A 16,178-nucleotide genomic window follows, 5' to 3' on the forward strand; every position below is an offset into this window, starting at 1 on the left:
AAACCAGACGCTTTTGTCCAATGCTGAAAAAATGACATACCGAACTCAATTACGACAACTAGCAGGAAATCACCACGGCATCATCACCACAGAGCAAGGACGGTCCCATGGAATCCCGCCCGGAGCGTTTCGTCGATTAGCTAGTGCTGGTGCTTTACGACGAATATCCCACGGCGTCTACCAACACCTCGAGGTTCCCGTGACCCATCTGACCAAATATGCAGCAGCCCTGGCTTGCGTCGGCAAGGATTCTTGGATCGGCGCCCAATCGGCTCTCGCAATGATGGGTCTAGAGCGATCGTGGTATCCCCACATTCACGTGCATATCAGCGGCAAGCTGCGCAAGGAGGTTCCCGAATTTGTAGATGTAGCGGAGTATTCCGGCATGCCGCCGAGGGCAGTCACGGAGTACAGGGGTCTCCGAACTGTCTCGGCAGCCAGCATCTTTGCTCGGCGCCCTGACTCGAGTTGGAAACGCGCGCAGATGCGACGCGCAAGCGAGATGGGACTACTGCACCCACCTAGTTGATCAACCAGTCATTGGGGCTGAACAGTTCGTAGTAGACGTTGTGAGGCGCAGCATCGTCGGAAAGCTCAGCGATTGAGTCACGGATGCTTTGCAGGAACGCGGTGCCTCCGCACAAATAGACGTCAGCTCCTGCGAGGTCGGCGGCCGCCACGTCGATCTTCTCACCCGACTCACGGTAGGCAGTGGTCAGGGTTGCATTTGCAAGCTTGTCGACGAACACTTCAGCCTCATTCTTTTGCGCAAAGCTTTGTTCGGTGTTGTCGGCGTGGAGGAAAGTCACAGTGCGCTGGGAGTCTTTTCGAGCCAAGTACCCCAGCATGCCGATCATCGGGGTGGAGCCAATGCCCGACGAAATGAGGACGACTGGCGCATTGGAATCACGAAGAACGAGATCTCCTGCAGCTAGGGTGGCTTCCACCTCATCGCCGATGCCGACGTTGTCGCGAAGGAACGAAGAAACCTCGCCTTCGGTTTCGACAGCGATGGTGTAGCTACCCGGCGCGGAATCGACAATTGAGTACTGGCGCAGCTGGCGTGCACCGTCCGGCAGCTTGACGCCGATGGAGGTGTACTGGCCTGGCTGTGGCTCGGTGAGGTCGCCTTCGAGGGTGTAGCGCGTGACGTCGTCGCTAAGCTGCTCTTTGGCGGTGACTTTTACGGCGCGGAACACGTCGCCTGGCTCGACCCCGTCGGAAGCGTAGAGGATATTCTCCTGCTCGATGAGCACGTCGGCCATGAGCCAGTACACCTCCGACCATGCTTTGGCCACCTCTTCGGTGACGGCATCGCCGAGGACTTCCGCAATTCCGGCAAGTAGGTGCTTGTGCACGATCGGGTACTGATCCTTCACGATGCCTAGCGAGACGTGCTTGTGCGCGATGCGGTTGAGCAGGTTTACGGGATCGGGCGCGTTGTCGTCGACAAGCATGGTGGCGAAGGTTGCGACGGACGCCGCAAGTGCTTTCTGCTGTTCGCCGGCTTTTTGGTTACCACGGTTGAATGTGTTGTCGAGGAGTTCGGGGTGTGCGGCGAACATCTTCTTGTAAAAGACTGGGGCGATGTCGTTGATATTGGCCCCCACCAGCGGCAGGGTGTCTTTGACGATCTGGTGGCTTGTCTCAGAGAGACGTCGCGTGGTGTCGGGAAGTTGGTCGACGTACATGTAGGGGTCCTTTCCTGAGAGGGTTGATTAGGAACCAGGCTACAGGAATTCGACTATTTATCACGGCTTTGACCGTTTTAATTCACTTTGCGACGAAACCTTCGCGCAATTAGTAAAGGTTTTATGATCTATAGGCGGCTGGATATTAATGCCATTAGCATCGTTCTTCGCCCAGAATTCAACTAAAGAACACCTCAAGGCCCCTTTGTGGCCATGTTCCCAGTTTAGAGTGCATACAGTTCGACCAAACTATGCTTTTACTTAAGGAGCACCCCATGGCACTTAAGGGCCTCAACCTTTTCTCCAACAAGTTCACCTCCAGCCGTTCCAGCCTTACCTGCACCTACAAGTGCGGTAACAACTGCTTCGGCGAATGCCGCAACACTACCGACAACGAGTACTTCGGCGACATGACCCGCCGTTCCGCTCTAAAGGCAGGCAGCCTGTCTGTCGTTGCAGTCGGTGGCGCAGCAGCACTCGCAGCTTGCTCCCCTTCCGAGGAAGAAGCAGCTTCCTCCGGTTCCTCCTCCGCAGACGGCTCCGCAGCACCTACCAAGGACGTTAAGGTAGACACCGTTTCCGTTGACGGCATGAAGTTCGAGCCAGTCGAGCCAAACAACAACGACGATGTCACCGTGCCAGAAGGCTACGAGTACTCCGTCCTCGTTGCATGGGGCGACCCAATTATCGAAGGCGCACCTGAGTTCGACATCGAGAACCAGACCGCTAAGGCTCAGGAAGAGCAGTTCGGCTTTAACAACGACTTCCTCGGTCTTTTCGATCACCCAGAAGACGAGAACAAGATGGTTTACGTGTGCTCCCACGAGTACACCACCGAGCCACAGATGCACCCTAACTACGATGCTGAGAACCCAACCGAGGAGCAGGTCAACATCGGCCTCGCAGCTCACGGTCAGTCCATCATCGAGGTTTCCAAGGTCGAAGGCTCCGGCGAGCTGAAGATGGAGTTCGGCCCACTGAACCGCCGCATCACCGCTATGACCCCAATGACCTTCTCCGGCCCTGCAGCTGGCACCGACCTGCTCAAGACCAACGAGGACCCATCCGGCATGGAAGTTCTGGGCACCCTGAACAACTGTGCAGGTGGCGTTACCCCTTGGGGCACCTACCTTTCCGGTGAAGAGAACATCGACCAGTACTGGACCAACTCCAAGGCACTTGACGGCCGCAACAAGGAGTACGCAGACCGTATTGGTGTTGAAGAAGAGGGCCAGTCCGAGCGTGGCTGGGAGCTCTTCCACGATCGTTTCGACATGGAGAAGGAGCCAAACGAGATCAACCGTTTCGGCTACATCGTCGAGATCGACCCAATGGACCCAGAGTCCAAGCCTGTCAAGCACACCCTGCTGGGCCGCTTCAAGCACGAAGCTGGCAATACCCACATCGCTGACGACGGCCGCGCTGTTGTCTACATGGGCGACGACGAGCGCTTCGAGTACATCTACAAGTTCGTCACCGCTGACAAGTACAAGGAGGGCGACAAGGAGCACAACATGAAGCTCATGACCGCCGGCACCCTGTACGTTGCATCCCTCGAGGGCAACTCCAAGGAAGACGAGATCGACGGCTCCGGCGAGCTTCCTGAGGATGGCCAGTTCGACGGCAAGGGCACCTGGCACCCACTGGTGACCGTTGACATCGACGGCAACGCCGAGTCCCACATCGAAGGCTTCTCTCCAGAAGAGGTCTGCGTGTACACCCGTCTTGCAGCTGACACCGTCGGCGCAACCAAGATGGACCGCCCTGAGGACTTCGAGCAGAACCCAGTCACCGGCAAGGCTTACGTTGCATTGACCAACAACTCCTACCGTGGCGCAACCGGCGAGAACGCTAAGAAGAACGAAGAGGAGCCAATGGAGTGGGCTCCAATCAAGGAGAACAAGAACGGCTTCGTCATGGAAATCGACGACGCTGAGAAGGGCACCGGCGAGGAGTTCACCTGGAACCTCTTCATCGTTTGTGGTGACCCAGAAGAGGCTTACACCTACTTCGGCGGCTTCGACAAGGAGAAGGTCTCCCCTATCTCTTGCCCTGACAACGTCGCATTCGACAAGCACGGCCTGCTGTGGATCTCCACCGACGGCAACGCGCTTGGCACCCACGACGGTCTGTACGCAGCCTCCACCGAGGGCGACACCCGCGGCGAGCTGAAGTGCTTCATGACCGTTCCAGCTGACGCTGAGACCTGTGGCCCTTACATCGACGACGAGCACGTCCTGGTCAACGTTCAGCACCCAGGCGAGGGCGACGAGTCCACCGTTGAGAACCCTTCCTCCAACTGGCCAGAGGGTGGCGACGCAAAGCCACGCCCAGCAGCAGTTGTTGTCTGGAAGACTGACGGCGGCAAGATTGGTATGGCATAAGCCTTAACCGCTTATCGACGAACCCAAGCGCCCCCTACCGACTCAGTTCGGCAGGGGGCGCTTGCTCGTCGCCACGCTATTCTTCGATGTTCTTAAACCCAATTCCCACGGGCACTCCAACATTGTCCACCAAGTGCACCCCACCGAGGTCAACACCGACGAGTAAGCGCGCATCACCCAACTCCGGTGCTGGACCGAAATCGAGATCCCGCAGCTCAAGATACGACGGTGTCACTCCGCCTGCCTCAAGAACTCCACGGGCAGTTTCTAGGATCACCGCGTGACCATGCTCGGCCACGTGCGCCCCAGCTGTGAGTGCCGCTGCGATCACCACCGCCTTGTCGCGCTGGTCCTCGGCCACATCCGCGTTTCGCCGAGAGATCGCCAATCCATCCGGCATCCGCACCGTTGGAACACTGTGCAGCTGCACGTTCAGGTGCAACCCGGCCACGGCGTGCTGCAGAGCCACCAAGGTTTCGAAGTCTTTCTCGCCAGCGACAACATCGGTCGCGCTCGACGCAATGGTGGCGGCGATGATGCGGGTGACGGCATCGTCGATAAGCGATGGCTCCTCGAGGTGCTCCAGCCCGGAGGTAATAGCAATGCCGTGCGTGTCCAGCGAGCCATGGAAAACCACGTCGACCTTCTCCTTGGCAAAGTCCTCCGGCACCTCGTCACCGGAGTAGGTGACCATCGTGATCGCACCGGCAAGCGAACGCGCCGCACGAATCAGCGCGATGTGGCCCGCGTGCACACCGCTGCCCAAAGGCACCAGTACCACGCGCTTACCTGTCTTGCGGAAAGCTCGCCCGTAGGTAGCAAACAGCGCCGGGTCGGTAACCACGGTGGCGTGGCCGGGTTGGAAAGTCATGTCACTCCTTGACGTTCATGTGGGCGATGGCCCAAAGTTCAGCATCTTGTATGTGTCGCTCTTCTGCGTGACGACGAACCATCGCCGCAAACGCCTGCGCCCGCCCCGGATTATCAAACGCCTTGTACTGCCGATCCAAATCCTCCACCGGCGTGTGCGTCTGCACCTTCGGCGCGGGGATCAGATCCTCGATGAGTTCCGGATTCTCAATCGCATCCGACAACATCAACCGCGCATCAGACTGCATCAAGTTGGCGAAGTTCATGTAGGACATTGCAGCTTCGATTTGTGCGCGTTGGGTGTCGTCGATAAGCAGGGCGTTTCCGCCCATTTCGCCCACCAGCAACTCGACGATAGTCTCTCCGAGTTCGTCCGCTGCCGAGGTGACCCACATGCGCTCGGTGAGCTGGTGCGCCGTGACGACGATCGCCCCAGAGGTCTCCATCGGATCAAGCGCCTGCACGCCGAACTCCAACGCAGTGTGCAAATAGATCTGACCGCGACGAGCAAACGGTGCATACATCTCAACTGCGCTGGCTAGCTCACTTCCGGGCAGATCGAATACCACAAGGTCGAACTGCGCGACCTGCGAGGGTGACTCGATCCAGTGGACTGTGTGACCGGTCTCGCGAAGTAGTGAAAATAGTAAGTGTCCGCCGACAACGCCGACGGACATACGGGGTGCACTCACTTAGTTGTTTTCTTTCCTCGCCCTAGCAAGCAGCTCTGCGACGGAGACGGAGCCTTCGCTGTGCTCGTCACGACGACGACGACCACGACGCGACTGCGACTCTTCTTCTTCGGCAGCACTTTCCTCAGCAGCTGCTTCTTCGCGACGCTCACTGATCAGCTGCGACAGCGGGTTCGGCTTGCGGTTCTGTGCCTCATCGAACCCACCGACGCGACCTGCGACGGCATCCGCCGAAGGTGCACGAGCAACAGCGGGAGCGGGTGCCGGTGCGTCTTCCTCTGCTTCTTCCGCGTCGGTGTTGTCCTGCTCAGCCTCCGGCTCCGGCTCTACCTCTGGCTCAGCCTCCGGCTCAGCCTCTTCAGCGACAACCTCGTCCGTGACCTCTTCCGCCACGATCTCGTCCGGCTCATCGTCGAGTGGTTCCTGCTCTCCTGGCTCGTCCGCAACGCTTGGAACGGCTGCGAATGCCGTAGTCACTGAGTCTTCCTCGGAATACGCTGGCGATTGGGCCGGTTCCGCCACCGGGCTAAACGCCGACGCGGCCTTGGCCTGGAGTTCCAAAATTCGTCGCGCCTCCGCTTGGAGCGCAGCCGGCTCGTAGCCAAATTCGCGACCCGCAAGGTCTTCCAATTGGCTGCGGATCGCTGCAAGCTCCTCACGAATTTCACGCAGAAGTTCAGTATCCGCCGGTACGAGCTGCTTTCCCTCGGCGGTTTGCACCAGCTCAAGGGCGCGCTTGTCGGTGTTGGCCTCTGCCTCAACGGCTTTGAGTTCAGCTTCGTGGGTTGCCTGGACTAGTTCTAGTTCGTGTTCGGCTTCAAGCTTGTCGCGACGGTAGCGTGACACCAGGAAAAACCCGATGGCAGCGGCCCACAGCGCGGCGATAAGCGCGAGCTTAAGCGCCGCGTTGGAGTCGGTAAAGAGCATGATCACCGTGGCGATAATCGCTAAGCCTACAAGCAGGTATATCCACAGCTGCCCGCGGTCTGAAGTGCGATTTCCGTCAGTCATACATACACCCTAACCAATACTTTCCCCATCAGCGGGTGGCGACACCTCGCAAGCACGCTCCAAAATTATTCCGGCCACCGCCAACGCGATTCCGCCAGCCGCACTCGAGAGCACCCCGGGCAGGTCCGCCTGCGCCGCGGCCAGCATGCTCAGATTGGGAATCACATACGTGCCAATGCCCGCGTATCCGCCGCCGACAACCGCCCCGGTCCATGCGCTCGCCTTGCCGATGAGCAAGAAATTGGTCACCATCATCGGATTGAGCTGCGAGCGATCCAGCCCGATCAGCCCTTCTTTCCGGCGGTCTTTCACCACGTATGTCAGAACGAGACAAAAGATCGCCATGATCCACAACGTGGCTGACACCATCACGGGAATCGTCGAGAAGCTGCCGTAAAATCCCCAGGTCACAATCGCCATCGCCGCAGCGGAAAACACAAATGCTGCGACGAGGCCGGAAATGGGGGTGCGGGTCATCGTTCCACAAGCCTTATCTGCTCGACTTCATCCCTGTCTAGCTTATCGACGATATCCACCACCGCTTCCCCACCAAGCTTCGCGTGAGGATCAGCGTCGAGCCATGGGACCAACACGAACGCCCGCTCGCGCGCACGAGGGTGCGGTAGCGTGAGTTCCTCGCTATCACTGGTAATCTCGGCGCCGGTGTCGTCGATAAGCTGCACAATGTCCACGTCCAAAGTGCGTGGCCCCCACCGGACCTCGCGGGAGCGGCTCGCCTCGTTTTCTAGCGCCTGGCAGCGCCGAAGCAACTCAAGCGGCCCTTCGGTGACTTCGACGATTAGGGCCTGGTTGAGAAAATCGTCTTGCTCTACGCCGCCCCATGGCGGGGTGCTGTAGACGCCGGATGCGTTGACCAGTTCGTCGGTGAAGTGCGCAGCGACAAGATCGAGATAGGCCCACGAATCGTCCATATTAGAGCCGATAGAAAGTACTGCGCGCATTATGCATTCCTCATGATCGCGGGGGCTTGCTTGCGGGAGCGGCGCGCCACCACGGCAACGTCGTCAAACACTAGCGGGATCGGCGCGTGTGGCTTGTGCAGCGTGACCTCGATCGAATGCAACTGCGGGTAGCGTGCGATCGCAGTGTCCGCGATCTCAGTCACCACGGTCTCGATGAGGTTGCGTGGTGTGCCAGCCGCGATGTCATAGGCCAGCTGGGCTAGTTCCGCGTAGTTGATGGTGAGTTCAAGATCGTCGGCAGCGGCTGCGTCGGCAAAGTCCATCCAACAAGTGATGTCGATGGTAAACGCCTGGCCGTATTCGCGTTCGTGATCTAAAACGCCGTGGTAGGAGAAGACTTCCAAGCCTTTGAGTTCGATCCGGTCAGCCATTTAGAAATCCTGTCCCTTCTCCCACGCGGCGGCAACGTCTACTGCATCGCGCGACACCGCGACCTCGTGGACTCGTACTCCCCACGCGCCGTGGGCCGCCGAAATCGCGGTGACCGCAGCAGTGGCCGGATCCGCATCGATGGGGGTGTGATCTAAGCCGCGGGCCGCACGGATCTCGGTGAGGAAGCGTTTGCGACTTGCCCCCACCAGCACCGGCAGATCGCCCGCGATGAACTCCGGCAAAGCCTTTAGCAGCGCCCAGTTATCGGCTGCGCTCTTGGCAAAGCCCAAGCCTGGGTCCAGCACGATCTGGTCGTGCTCCACACCGGCTGTCACGGCGTTGGTAACTAGACGGTCCAAGGTTTCGTGGACGTCGCGCACCACGTCGCCGCCGTGATCGGCACTGCCTGCGGCGTCGCCGAACTGCACGGTGCGCCAGTGCATCAGGCACACCGGCAACGCGGTCTCTGCCATGACCTTGTACATGTTGTCGTCGGCAAGGCCACCGGAGACGTCGTTGATCATGGCAACTCCTGCCTCAGCAGCAGCCAACGCAGTGGATGCGCGCATCGTGTCCACGCTGGTGGCGATGCCGTCGTCGGCAAGCGCTTTGATCAAAGGTGCAACGCGGGCAGCCTCCAGTTCAGGGTCGACGCGCGTGGCACCGGGGCGAGTAGACTCCGCGCCGACGTCAATCATGTCCGCGCCCTGGGCGACCAGCTCGTGGGCGTGTGCGATCGCACGATCGAGGTCGAGCCACTTGCCACCATCGGAAAACGAGTCCGCGGTCACGTTCACAATCCCCATGATCAGCGTGCGCCCCGGCACCGTTAGATCAGAAACTCGTACCACTACTATCCCCTAATCAGGCTCAAGACCTCGGCACGCGAGGCATGGTTTTTCTTAAACCCACCGCGCACGGCAGAAGTCGTCGTCACGGCACCAGGCTTGCGAATTCCCCGCATGCCCATGCACAGGTGCTCGCACTCGATGACCACAATCACCGACTGTGCACCCAGCTTGTCGACGAGCGCGTCCGCGATCTGACTGGTCAATCGTTCCTGCACCTGCGGCCGCTTAGCGTACATATCGGCCAGACGGGCGAGCTTGGACAGGCCGGTGACGTGGCCGTCTTTGCCAGGGATGTAGCCGATGTGCGCCTTGCCGAAAAACGGTACAAGGTGGTGCTCGCAAGTGGAGTAGATCGGGATGTCGCGCACAAGGACAAGCTCCTGGTGGTTCTCCGCAAAGGTCCGCTCCAAGACTTCGGTTGGGTCGGTATGCAGACCTGCGAAGATCTCCTTGTACGCACGCGCAACCCGAGACGGGGTGTCCTTCAAGCCCTCGCGATCAGGGTCCTCGCCGACTGCAATCAACAGTTCACGAACCGCCGCTTCCGCCCGCTCTTGGTCAAAATTGTCAGGGCCTGGTTCGGTCACTATTGTTCATCCTTCTCTGGGCGATGCTCTGGGCGATGCTCTGGGCGATGCTCTGGGCGATGCTCTGGGCGTACCGACTCATGCTCCGGCAGCTCTGGTTCAGGCATCTTTGGGGCAGCAACGTCGCTTGGGTTCACACGAGGCATCTGCGTGGTGTCCTCTTCCGCAGGCCAAGGGTTGTCAGGTCGCTCGTTCTCCGGCAGGCGGAAGCCGATGATTTCTTCCTTCGGCTGTTCTGTCTGTTCTGGCTGCTCCGGTTCGGCATGCTTTGGCCGTTCTTCAGTGCCCGCGTCGTAATTCTTCCACCCAGGGTGTTGAGCCGGCTGCTGATTGTCGTCCTTTGGAGCTGCCTGAGGCCACGCTCCACCCGGCACGTGCCAGTCGGCAGGCGGCTTCGGGCCGTCATACTGCGGCTGGGTGTTCTGGGTGTCCTCAGTACCACCCTTAATACCACCTTGAATACCGCCCTGTGGGATCGGCATGGGCGCCATGTTTGGTGCTGCGGATCCACGCTCGGCCTTCTCTGCCAGGCGCTTCTCGCGTGCCTGTCGGGAGGCCTCCAGCAGGGAGAACTTCTTCGGCGGCTCTTCGCCCCGTTCTTCTGCAAGTTCCACCGGGGTCTTGACTGGTTCGCGGTTGTCCTGGCGCGGGAAGCGCTGGTCCACGGGGCCCAAACCGGAGCCTTGTGGCTCGATTCCTTCAAAAATTGCTTCCAGATCTGGGCGGCGCAGAGTCTCCTTCTCCAGGAGCTTGGAGGCCAAAGTGTCCAGGTGGTCGCGGTTGTCGCGGAGGATGGAGTAGGCGCGTTCGTGGGCGGCGTCGACAAGCTTGTGTACTTCCTCGTCGATTTTTTCAGCAGCAGACGGCGAGTAGTCTAACGACCCTCCGGCGCCACGACCTGCGAATGGGTCGCCCTGCTCTTCGCCATACTTCACAGTGCCTAGCGCGGAGCTCATGCCGTATTCGGTGACCATGGCGCGCGCGATCTTGGTGGCCTGCTCGATATCGGCAGACGCACCGGTAGTTGGCTCGCCGAAGACCAGCTCTTCTGCGGCGCGACCGCCCATCGCGAAGACGAGGCGAGCATAGAGCTCATCGCGGTTGTACATGCCCTTGTCGTCTTCGGCTGCGGTCATGGCGTGACCGCCGGTGCGGCCGCGGGCAAGAATCGTGACCTTGTATACGCGCTCGATGTCCTTGAGCGCCCACGCAGCCAGGGTATGGCCGCCTTCGTGGTACGCGGTGACCTTCTTTTCCTTCTCCGAGATGATCTTGGAGGAACGGCGTGGGCCGCCGATGACGCGGTCGGTTGCCTCTTCTAGGGCGTCGGCAGTAATGACGTTGCCGCCGATGCGCGCTGTAAGAAGTGCAGCCTCGTTGAGTACGTTCGCTAGGTCGGCACCACTCATGCCAGCGGTGCGCTTGGCCAGCGCGTCCAAATCAGCATCTGGGCCGAGTGGTTTACCCTGCGCGTGAACCTTCAGGATCTTCGCGCGGCCAGCAAGGTCTGGGTTAGTCACTGGGATCTGACGGTCGAATCGACCTGGGCGCAAAAGCGCGGGATCGAGGATGTCCGGGCGGTTCGTTGCGGCCATGAGGATGACGCCTTCACGATCGCCAAAGCCGTCCATCTCCACCAGCAGCTGGTTCAGGGTCTGCTCGCGTTCGTCGTGGCCGCCGCCCATGCCGGAGCCGCGCTGACGGCCGACGGCGTCGATCTCGTCGATGAAGATGATGCAGGGCGAATTCTCACGGGCCTGCTTAAACAGGTCGCGCACGCGTGAGGCGCCAACACCGACGAACATCTCCACAAAGTCGGAACCCGAAATCGAATAGAACGGAACACCCGCTTCACCGGCAACAGCGCGGGCAAGCAATGTCTTACCGGTTCCCGGAGGACCGTAGAGCAATACGCCGCGTGGAATCTTCGCGCCGAGCTTCTCGTATACCGACGGATCCTGCAGGAAGTCCTTGATCTCTTGGAGTTCGTCCACAGCTTCGTCGGCACCGGCAACATCTGCGAAGGTGGTCTCCGGCATGTCCTTGGTCAGTTCCTTCGCCTTGGAACCGCCAAATCCGAACATGCCGCCCGACTGCATGCGGTACATGAAGAAGAACAGCAGGCCGAAGATCAGCACCATCGGCAGCATGAACGACAACATGGACAGCAGGAAGGACTCCTGGGTCACGTTGGTCGTGTACTTTTCTGCCTCGGTGGCTTTCACTGCGTCGAAGATCTGCGGAGCGGTGCGCGCGGGATACTGCGCCATGATCTGCTCAAGCCCGTCACGTTCTTCTACCGTGATGGGCTCTTTGAGCGTGAGTCGGAGTCGCTGCTCGCGGTCGTCGATTTCTGCTTCTTCGACGTTGTTGTCCTGCAATTGCTGCATGGCAATGGAGGTGTCTACCGGTTGGAACTTGCGCGTGTCGTCGCCAAGCATGGTGAAAAGGTAGAGCACCATCAACGCTGCGGCCGCCATCAGGCCGATCTGTAAGACTTTCTTGTTCTTCATGAATGACTTGCGAAAAGTACGGACTTTCCGGGCTAAACCTTTCGTTGGATTACGTCACCGTATGTAACGCCTGATTGGTCGAAAACGTTCCCAGGCAGCTACGTGAATTAGTCTTCAGACGAGTACACGCGCGGGTGCAAGGTGCCCACGTATGGCAGGTCACGATAGCGCTCCGCGTAGTCCAGGCCGTAGCCGATGACGAACTCGTTCGGGATGTCGAAGCCGACCTCCATAATGTCGACCTCTGCGGTTTGCACCTCGGGCTTGCGCAAAAGGGTCACCACGTTGAGGCTCTTCGGGTTGCGTCCTTCGAGGTTGCGCATCAACCAGCTCAACGTCAGACCGGAGTCGATAATGTCTTCGACGATAAGCACGTCGCGGCCCTGAATTTCCTTGTCTAGGTCCTTCAGGATGCGCACAACGCCGGAAGAAGTTGTCGAGTTTCCATACGACGACACCGCCATGAACTCCATCTCCGCCGGGATCGTCAGCGCGCGAGCAAAATCGGTGAGGAAGAAAACAGCGCCCTTGAGCACGCAAACCAGGATGAGCGATTCGTCTGCATCCTTGTACTTCTCGGAGACCATGTCTGCCAGCTCCTGGATACGTTCCGCGAGTTTGTCCTCGGGGATCAGGATGGCTTCAATGTCTTCGCCGTAACGGTTCGCGGGAACGTTGAAATCTTTGTGATCATATAGAGCGGTCATGGTGAGCTTTTCGTCTCTTTCTCTGTGACATCGCGCGGTAGTAATGAATGGCACCAGTGTAGCGCTTAAGGTGCGCTCTTCCCTAGCCAGGCCATTTCCACATCACGAACTGCAAACCCCGAACGCCCTGGATAGCCTCCTCGCCGCTCCTCCCCCATCCGGCGCGTTCGGGTTTTACCGTTCGGGTTCTGGCTCGGCCACGAGCTGCCCCGCACGGCGCACCACCACGATTCCCCCACCCACGTGTACAGGTCCCTGCCCGTGCCAGTCTGTACACAGCGCCGCAATTCCGCTTATCGACGACCCACTCGCCCCCACACCCAGCCCATTCAGCCAGGCCACGATGCTGCGATTGCGCACCGCCGGGTGCATCGCCGCGAGCTCCGCACAGTCGCTTGTCGACGACACCCGCGCGCCAAAGTAGTCCTGATCTGCGACGATGCGACCCGCCGCGTGCGCCAAAGGATCAACGACATCGCCCCCGAGCACATCACCAAGCAGGGGGAGGACTTCATTGCGGATGCGGACTCGTCGATAAGCCGCGTCGTTGTTCATCGGGTCCTGCCACGGCGAAAGGCCCAGTTCAGCGCAGGCGGCGACGGTATCGGCGCGGCGCAGGTCGAGGAAAGGGCGCACCACTTGGCCATTGCGGGGAGGCATGCCGGTCGGGTTACCGCGCAAAAGGCCCAGCAGGAGTGTTTCGGCCTGGTCATCGGCGGTGTGGCCAACCCAGATGTCGCGACCGTCGGCTATGTCATGCAACGCCTGGTAGCGAGCCTCGCGGGCCTGGGCCTCCACATTGCCAGGTGCCACAGAAACGCGTGTGATGCGCGTCGAAACACCCAGCTCACGGGCCTGTGCGGCGGCACTGCGCGCGATCTCGGCGGAATCGGGCTGCAGGCCGTGGTCGACAACAACGGCCTCAACGGGTAGCTCCTCGGCAGCGGCCGCGGCGACTAACGCCAGCGAATCAGGACCACCGGAAAGGCCAATGATTGCGGGGCGGGTCCAGGGGCGAGTCGCTCGTCGACAAGCGAGAAAGTGCGGCGAGCGACGAGGCCAAAACGGAATCATTAGAAATCGCGCAATGCCGAGGCCAAGGTGTCCATCGCACGGCGGGCACCATTGATGTCGGCATCGTTGGCTAGGAATGCGAAAGTGTAGACGTTGCCACGGTCGGAAGTCACGGTGCCGACGAGGGCATTGACCCCGGTGAGCGTGCCGGTCTTCGCGCGGACCCACCCCTTGCCGCCCAGGTCACCATAGCGGGTGGTCAGGGTGCCTTCGCCGCCAGCGACGGGCAAGGTGGCCAGCAGGGGGCGCAGCTCATCTTCGGTGGTGGCGCGGACGAGAATGTCGTCGAGGAGCTGCGGGGTGATCAGGTTGTCCGTGGAAAGACCGGAGTTGTCGGACAGGGTAACCCCGGTGAGGTCGAAGCCTTCCTCGGCGAGGATATCCAAGGTGGCTTGGGGAGCATCGGCGCCGCGCTGCAGGGCGACTTCGCGGCCAATCGCTTCGGCCATAACGTTGTCGGATTCCTTCATCATCTCGGCGAGTCGTTCGGCGAGTTCCGGGGACTCGACTGAAGCGATGACCTCGGCGCCTTCGGGAGCAGTGGTCGTGCCCACGGTGCCAGCTCCCAGCTGATCGGCGAGTGCTTGAGCGACGTCGGTAGCCGGGGTGTGTGAGCGTGGGACGTCTCCGGTGGTGTCGCCGATGCGGCCGCCGTGGATCATGACCGGTTCTAGTGGTGCGATGTAGCCGGCATCAATGTTATCGGGGTCCCAGCCGGGCATGATTTTGTCGCCAGACCAGATGGACGTATCGACGAATACTGCGCTGGCGTCGCCGATTTGGGAGGCGAGATCGTCGATAGTTTCCTGGGAGAACCACACGTCACCTGCGGCTTTGATCACCACCTCGCCGGGATTGGTGCCACGGACAACCTCGGTGGTGATGGTGTCGTCGAGGCCAAGCGTGTAGATCGCAGAAGCGGCGGTGAGCACCTTGGTAGAACTCGCGGGGGTGAGGGGTTCGGCGGCGTGTGCGTCGAAAAGCACTTCGCCTGTGAAGCCGTCGGAGACGCGGGCGTGGAAGGTTCCGAGGGCGGGGTCGTCGGAAAGTGCCTGCAATGTGGCAGTTAGAGCGTTGCGATCGATCGGATCCGGAGTCGCCGGAACCAGCACCTGTTCGGCGGTAGGCAGCACGTAGCCAGGCTTGACCTCCAAATCGGAGAGCTGGTCATGCACCCAATAACCGGTCCCGGCAACACCGCCCACGGCGCCCAGCGCCACGACGGTTGCCACACTTGCCCAAATTTTCTTCCCACTCATCGGCCTTTACCCTAGTCCACGGTAGAGTAGATCTTGGTTTTCATAGCCCCACTAATTGTTCCTAGCGTTAAGGAGATAGCCCACAATGGCCATCGAAGTCATCATTGAGATCCCAAAGGGTTCCCGCAACAAGTACGAAGTCGACCATGAGACCGGCCGCGTCTTCCTCGACCGCTACCTGTTCACCCCAATGGCGTACCCAGCTGACTACGGCTTCATTGAGAACACGCTGGCTGACGACGGCGATCCACTAGACGCGCTGGTCATCACCCCGGAGCCAGTGTTTCCTGGTGTCACTGTGATTGCTCGCCCGATCGGCGTTTTCAAGATGACCGACGAGGCCGGTGGCGACGACAAGCTCCTTTGCGTTATCGACGACGTCCGTTTCGAGCGTTTCCAGGACATCGAGGACGTTGACCAGTTCACCCTCGACGAGATCGAGCACTTCTTCGTCCACTACAAGGATCTGGAGCCAGGTAAGGAAGTTTCCGGTTCCGGATGGGGCAACAAGGCTGAGGCAGAGAAGATCCTGCAGGCATCCATCGATGCTTACGGTGGCGACAACTCGCGCGACAACCTCGAAGAGGAAAAGGACGCGAAGACCGAGAACTAAACTCGCCGGCTGCTCCAGCGCACTAATTTTCTCAGGCGAAAGCCCTGGGAAATACTGGTGCGTTTTTGCATTGCGCAAAAGCGTGCCGCTGGTGGTACGGGTTTGCGGAAGGTCGCGTCGGGCACCTTCTGCAAACCCGTCTGGTTTTCCAGACGCTTTTGTAGAAGGTGCCCGTCGCTACACTTTCGGCGCCACTACGAGCGATGCAATCAACCCAACAAGCAGCAACCACACGCCAAGAGCAAAAACGACGATCAACACCGGCTGACCGGGAGACATGATCAGTCCACCGACGCCGACAACGCAGCCGACCACGCCGAGCCACAAAATTACTTTCGGAATCACCCGCGCGGGGAGGCCGAGGATCCATGCGACGGTCATGATGATGGCGATGGGGGCTGTGAGCGAGGCGATCGTCGCTAAGCTTCCGCCGATGACGGCTGGGATCTGGAGATAAAGTAGCAGCGCTGCCAGGGCACCGAAGAGGATGACGACGGTCCAAAGTCGCCAAGTAATGGCGCCGGTCGCGGATCGTGGGTGATTTTGGTTCACGTTGCTCAACACTACTGCC

Annotated in this window: 17 protein-coding genes; 3 read left to right on the forward strand and 14 right to left on the reverse strand. The window is 59.9% G+C overall.

The window, feature by feature from the left end; genetic code table 11:
• The first annotated feature begins 31 nt into the window (after positions 1-31).
• Positions 32-529 carry a type IV toxin-antitoxin system AbiEi family antitoxin domain-containing protein gene (locus tag QP027_RS12350; RefSeq protein WP_432418590.1) on the forward strand — a complete coding sequence of 166 codons (498 nt, stop codon included), beginning with the start codon at positions 32-34 and terminating at the stop codon, positions 527-529.
• Here QP027_RS12350 and QP027_RS09670 read toward each other — a convergent pair.
• Positions 522-1,691, reverse strand: a complete 1,170-nt coding sequence (locus QP027_RS09670; RefSeq protein WP_284824403.1) for a globin domain-containing protein — start codon at positions 1,689-1,691, stop codon at positions 522-524. The two genes, QP027_RS12350 and QP027_RS09670, sit on opposite strands and share 8 nt — an antisense overlap.
• Positions 1,692-1,966: 275 nt before the next feature.
• Here QP027_RS09670 and QP027_RS09675 point away from each other — a divergent pair, with 275 nt between their 5' ends.
• Entirely contained in the window at positions 1,967-4,075 is a 2,109-nt protein-coding gene (locus QP027_RS09675) for a PhoX family protein (protein WP_284824405.1), read from the forward strand.
• Between the two features lie 76 nt (positions 4,076-4,151).
• On the opposite strand, the gene QP027_RS09680 is transcribed toward QP027_RS09675, so the two are convergent.
• The 12 genes from QP027_RS09680 to dacB form a co-directional block, all read right to left on the reverse strand.
• Entirely contained in the window at positions 4,152-4,946 is a 795-nt protein-coding gene (locus QP027_RS09680; RefSeq protein WP_284824407.1) for a pantoate--beta-alanine ligase, read from the reverse strand.
• Between the two features lies 1 nt (position 4,947).
• A complete protein-coding gene (locus tag QP027_RS09685) occupies positions 4,948-5,637 on the reverse strand; it encodes a 6PGD fold domain-containing protein (RefSeq protein ID WP_284824408.1) in 690 nt (229 codons plus the stop codon).
• Positions 5,638-6,648, reverse strand: coding sequence for a DUF6779 domain-containing protein (locus tag QP027_RS09690; RefSeq protein ID WP_284824409.1), 1,011 nt, complete (start codon positions 6,646-6,648; stop codon positions 5,638-5,640).
• Between the two features lie 9 nt (positions 6,649-6,657).
• Positions 6,658-7,125: a DUF3180 domain-containing protein gene (locus QP027_RS09695; protein WP_284824411.1), complete on the reverse strand. Its 468-nt coding sequence runs from the start codon at positions 7,123-7,125 to the stop codon at positions 6,658-6,660.
• Positions 7,122-7,610, reverse strand: a complete 489-nt coding sequence (gene folK / locus QP027_RS09700) for a 2-amino-4-hydroxy-6-hydroxymethyldihydropteridine diphosphokinase (protein WP_284824413.1) — start codon at positions 7,608-7,610, stop codon at positions 7,122-7,124. The genes QP027_RS09695 and folK overlap by 4 nt, the downstream gene beginning before the upstream one ends.
• The gene (gene folB / locus QP027_RS09705) at positions 7,610-8,002 is read right to left on the reverse strand and encodes a dihydroneopterin aldolase (protein ID WP_284824414.1); all 393 of its coding nucleotides are present in this window, start codon (positions 8,000-8,002) and stop codon (positions 7,610-7,612) included. Before folB ends, folK begins: the two co-directional genes overlap by 1 nt.
• A complete protein-coding gene (gene folP, locus QP027_RS09710; RefSeq protein WP_284827013.1) occupies positions 8,003-8,809 on the reverse strand; it encodes a dihydropteroate synthase in 807 nt (268 codons plus the stop codon).
• Between the two features lie 47 nt (positions 8,810-8,856).
• Positions 8,857-9,441: a GTP cyclohydrolase I FolE gene (folE, locus tag QP027_RS09715; RefSeq protein ID WP_284824416.1), complete on the reverse strand. Its 585-nt coding sequence runs from the start codon at positions 9,439-9,441 to the stop codon at positions 8,857-8,859.
• Entirely contained in the window at positions 9,441-11,954 is a 2,514-nt protein-coding gene (ftsH, locus tag QP027_RS09720; RefSeq protein WP_284824417.1) for an ATP-dependent zinc metalloprotease FtsH, read from the reverse strand. Before ftsH ends, folE begins: the two co-directional genes overlap by 1 nt.
• A gap of 107 nt (positions 11,955-12,061) precedes the next feature.
• Positions 12,062-12,661 (reverse strand): hypoxanthine phosphoribosyltransferase, encoded by a 600-nt coding sequence (gene hpt / locus QP027_RS09725; protein WP_284824418.1) that lies wholly within the window; start codon positions 12,659-12,661, stop codon positions 12,062-12,064.
• A gap of 174 nt (positions 12,662-12,835) precedes the next feature.
• The gene (gene tilS / locus QP027_RS09730; RefSeq protein ID WP_284824420.1) at positions 12,836-13,735 is read right to left on the reverse strand and encodes a tRNA lysidine(34) synthetase TilS; all 900 of its coding nucleotides are present in this window, start codon (positions 13,733-13,735) and stop codon (positions 12,836-12,838) included.
• Positions 13,735-14,994 carry a D-alanyl-D-alanine carboxypeptidase/D-alanyl-D-alanine endopeptidase gene (gene dacB / locus QP027_RS09735; protein WP_284824422.1) on the reverse strand — a complete coding sequence of 420 codons (1,260 nt, stop codon included), beginning with the start codon at positions 14,992-14,994 and terminating at the stop codon, positions 13,735-13,737. The genes tilS and dacB overlap by 1 nt, the downstream gene beginning before the upstream one ends.
• Positions 14,995-15,079: 85 nt before the next feature.
• Between dacB and QP027_RS09740 the strand changes: the two genes are divergently transcribed.
• Positions 15,080-15,607 carry an inorganic diphosphatase gene (locus tag QP027_RS09740; protein ID WP_284824424.1) on the forward strand — a complete coding sequence of 176 codons (528 nt, stop codon included), beginning with the start codon at positions 15,080-15,082 and terminating at the stop codon, positions 15,605-15,607.
• A gap of 177 nt (positions 15,608-15,784) precedes the next feature.
• On the opposite strand, the gene QP027_RS09745 is transcribed toward QP027_RS09740, so the two are convergent.
• A complete protein-coding gene (locus QP027_RS09745) occupies positions 15,785-16,159 on the reverse strand; it encodes a hypothetical protein (protein WP_284824426.1) in 375 nt (124 codons plus the stop codon).
• Between the last annotated feature and the right edge of the window lie 19 nt (positions 16,160-16,178).

Origin of the sequence: Corynebacterium breve, from assembly GCF_030252165.1 — a bacterium.
GTDB classification, from domain to species: domain Bacteria; phylum Actinomycetota; class Actinomycetes; order Mycobacteriales; family Mycobacteriaceae; genus Corynebacterium; species Corynebacterium breve.

Excerpts from the sequence above, each read along its gene's own strand:
- QP027_RS09675 (WP_284824405.1), top strand. The coding sequence starts at position 1,967 with ATGGCACTTAAGGGCCTCAACCTTTTCTCCAACAAGTTCACCTCCAGC.
- dacB (WP_284824422.1), bottom strand. The coding sequence starts at position 14,994 with ATGAGTGGGAAGAAAATTTGGGCAAGTGTGGCAACCGTCGTGGCGCTG.
- QP027_RS09690 (WP_284824409.1), bottom strand. The coding sequence starts at position 6,648 with ATGACTGACGGAAATCGCACTTCAGACCGCGGGCAGCTGTGGATATAC.
- QP027_RS09740 (WP_284824424.1), top strand. The coding sequence starts at position 15,080 with ATGGCCATCGAAGTCATCATTGAGATCCCAAAGGGTTCCCGCAACAAG.
- folP (WP_284827013.1), bottom strand. The coding sequence starts at position 8,809 with ATGGGGATTGTGAACGTGACCGCGGACTCGTTTTCCGATGGTGGCAAG.
- folK (WP_284824413.1), bottom strand. The coding sequence starts at position 7,610 with ATGCGCGCAGTACTTTCTATCGGCTCTAATATGGACGATTCGTGGGCC.
- tilS (WP_284824420.1), bottom strand. The coding sequence starts at position 13,735 with ATGATTCCGTTTTGGCCTCGTCGCTCGCCGCACTTTCTCGCTTGTCGA.
- QP027_RS09670 (WP_284824403.1), bottom strand. The coding sequence starts at position 1,691 with ATGTACGTCGACCAACTTCCCGACACCACGCGACGTCTCTCTGAGACA.
- folB (WP_284824414.1), bottom strand. The coding sequence starts at position 8,002 with ATGGCTGACCGGATCGAACTCAAAGGCTTGGAAGTCTTCTCCTACCAC.
- QP027_RS12350 (WP_432418590.1), top strand. The coding sequence starts at position 32 with ATGACATACCGAACTCAATTACGACAACTAGCAGGAAATCACCACGGC.
- QP027_RS09695 (WP_284824411.1), bottom strand. The coding sequence starts at position 7,125 with ATGACCCGCACCCCCATTTCCGGCCTCGTCGCAGCATTTGTGTTTTCC.
- ftsH (WP_284824417.1), bottom strand. The coding sequence starts at position 11,954 with ATGAAGAACAAGAAAGTCTTACAGATCGGCCTGATGGCGGCCGCAGCG.
- hpt (WP_284824418.1), bottom strand. The coding sequence starts at position 12,661 with ATGACCGCTCTATATGATCACAAAGATTTCAACGTTCCCGCGAACCGT.
- QP027_RS09680 (WP_284824407.1), bottom strand. The coding sequence starts at position 4,946 with ATGACTTTCCAACCCGGCCACGCCACCGTGGTTACCGACCCGGCGCTG.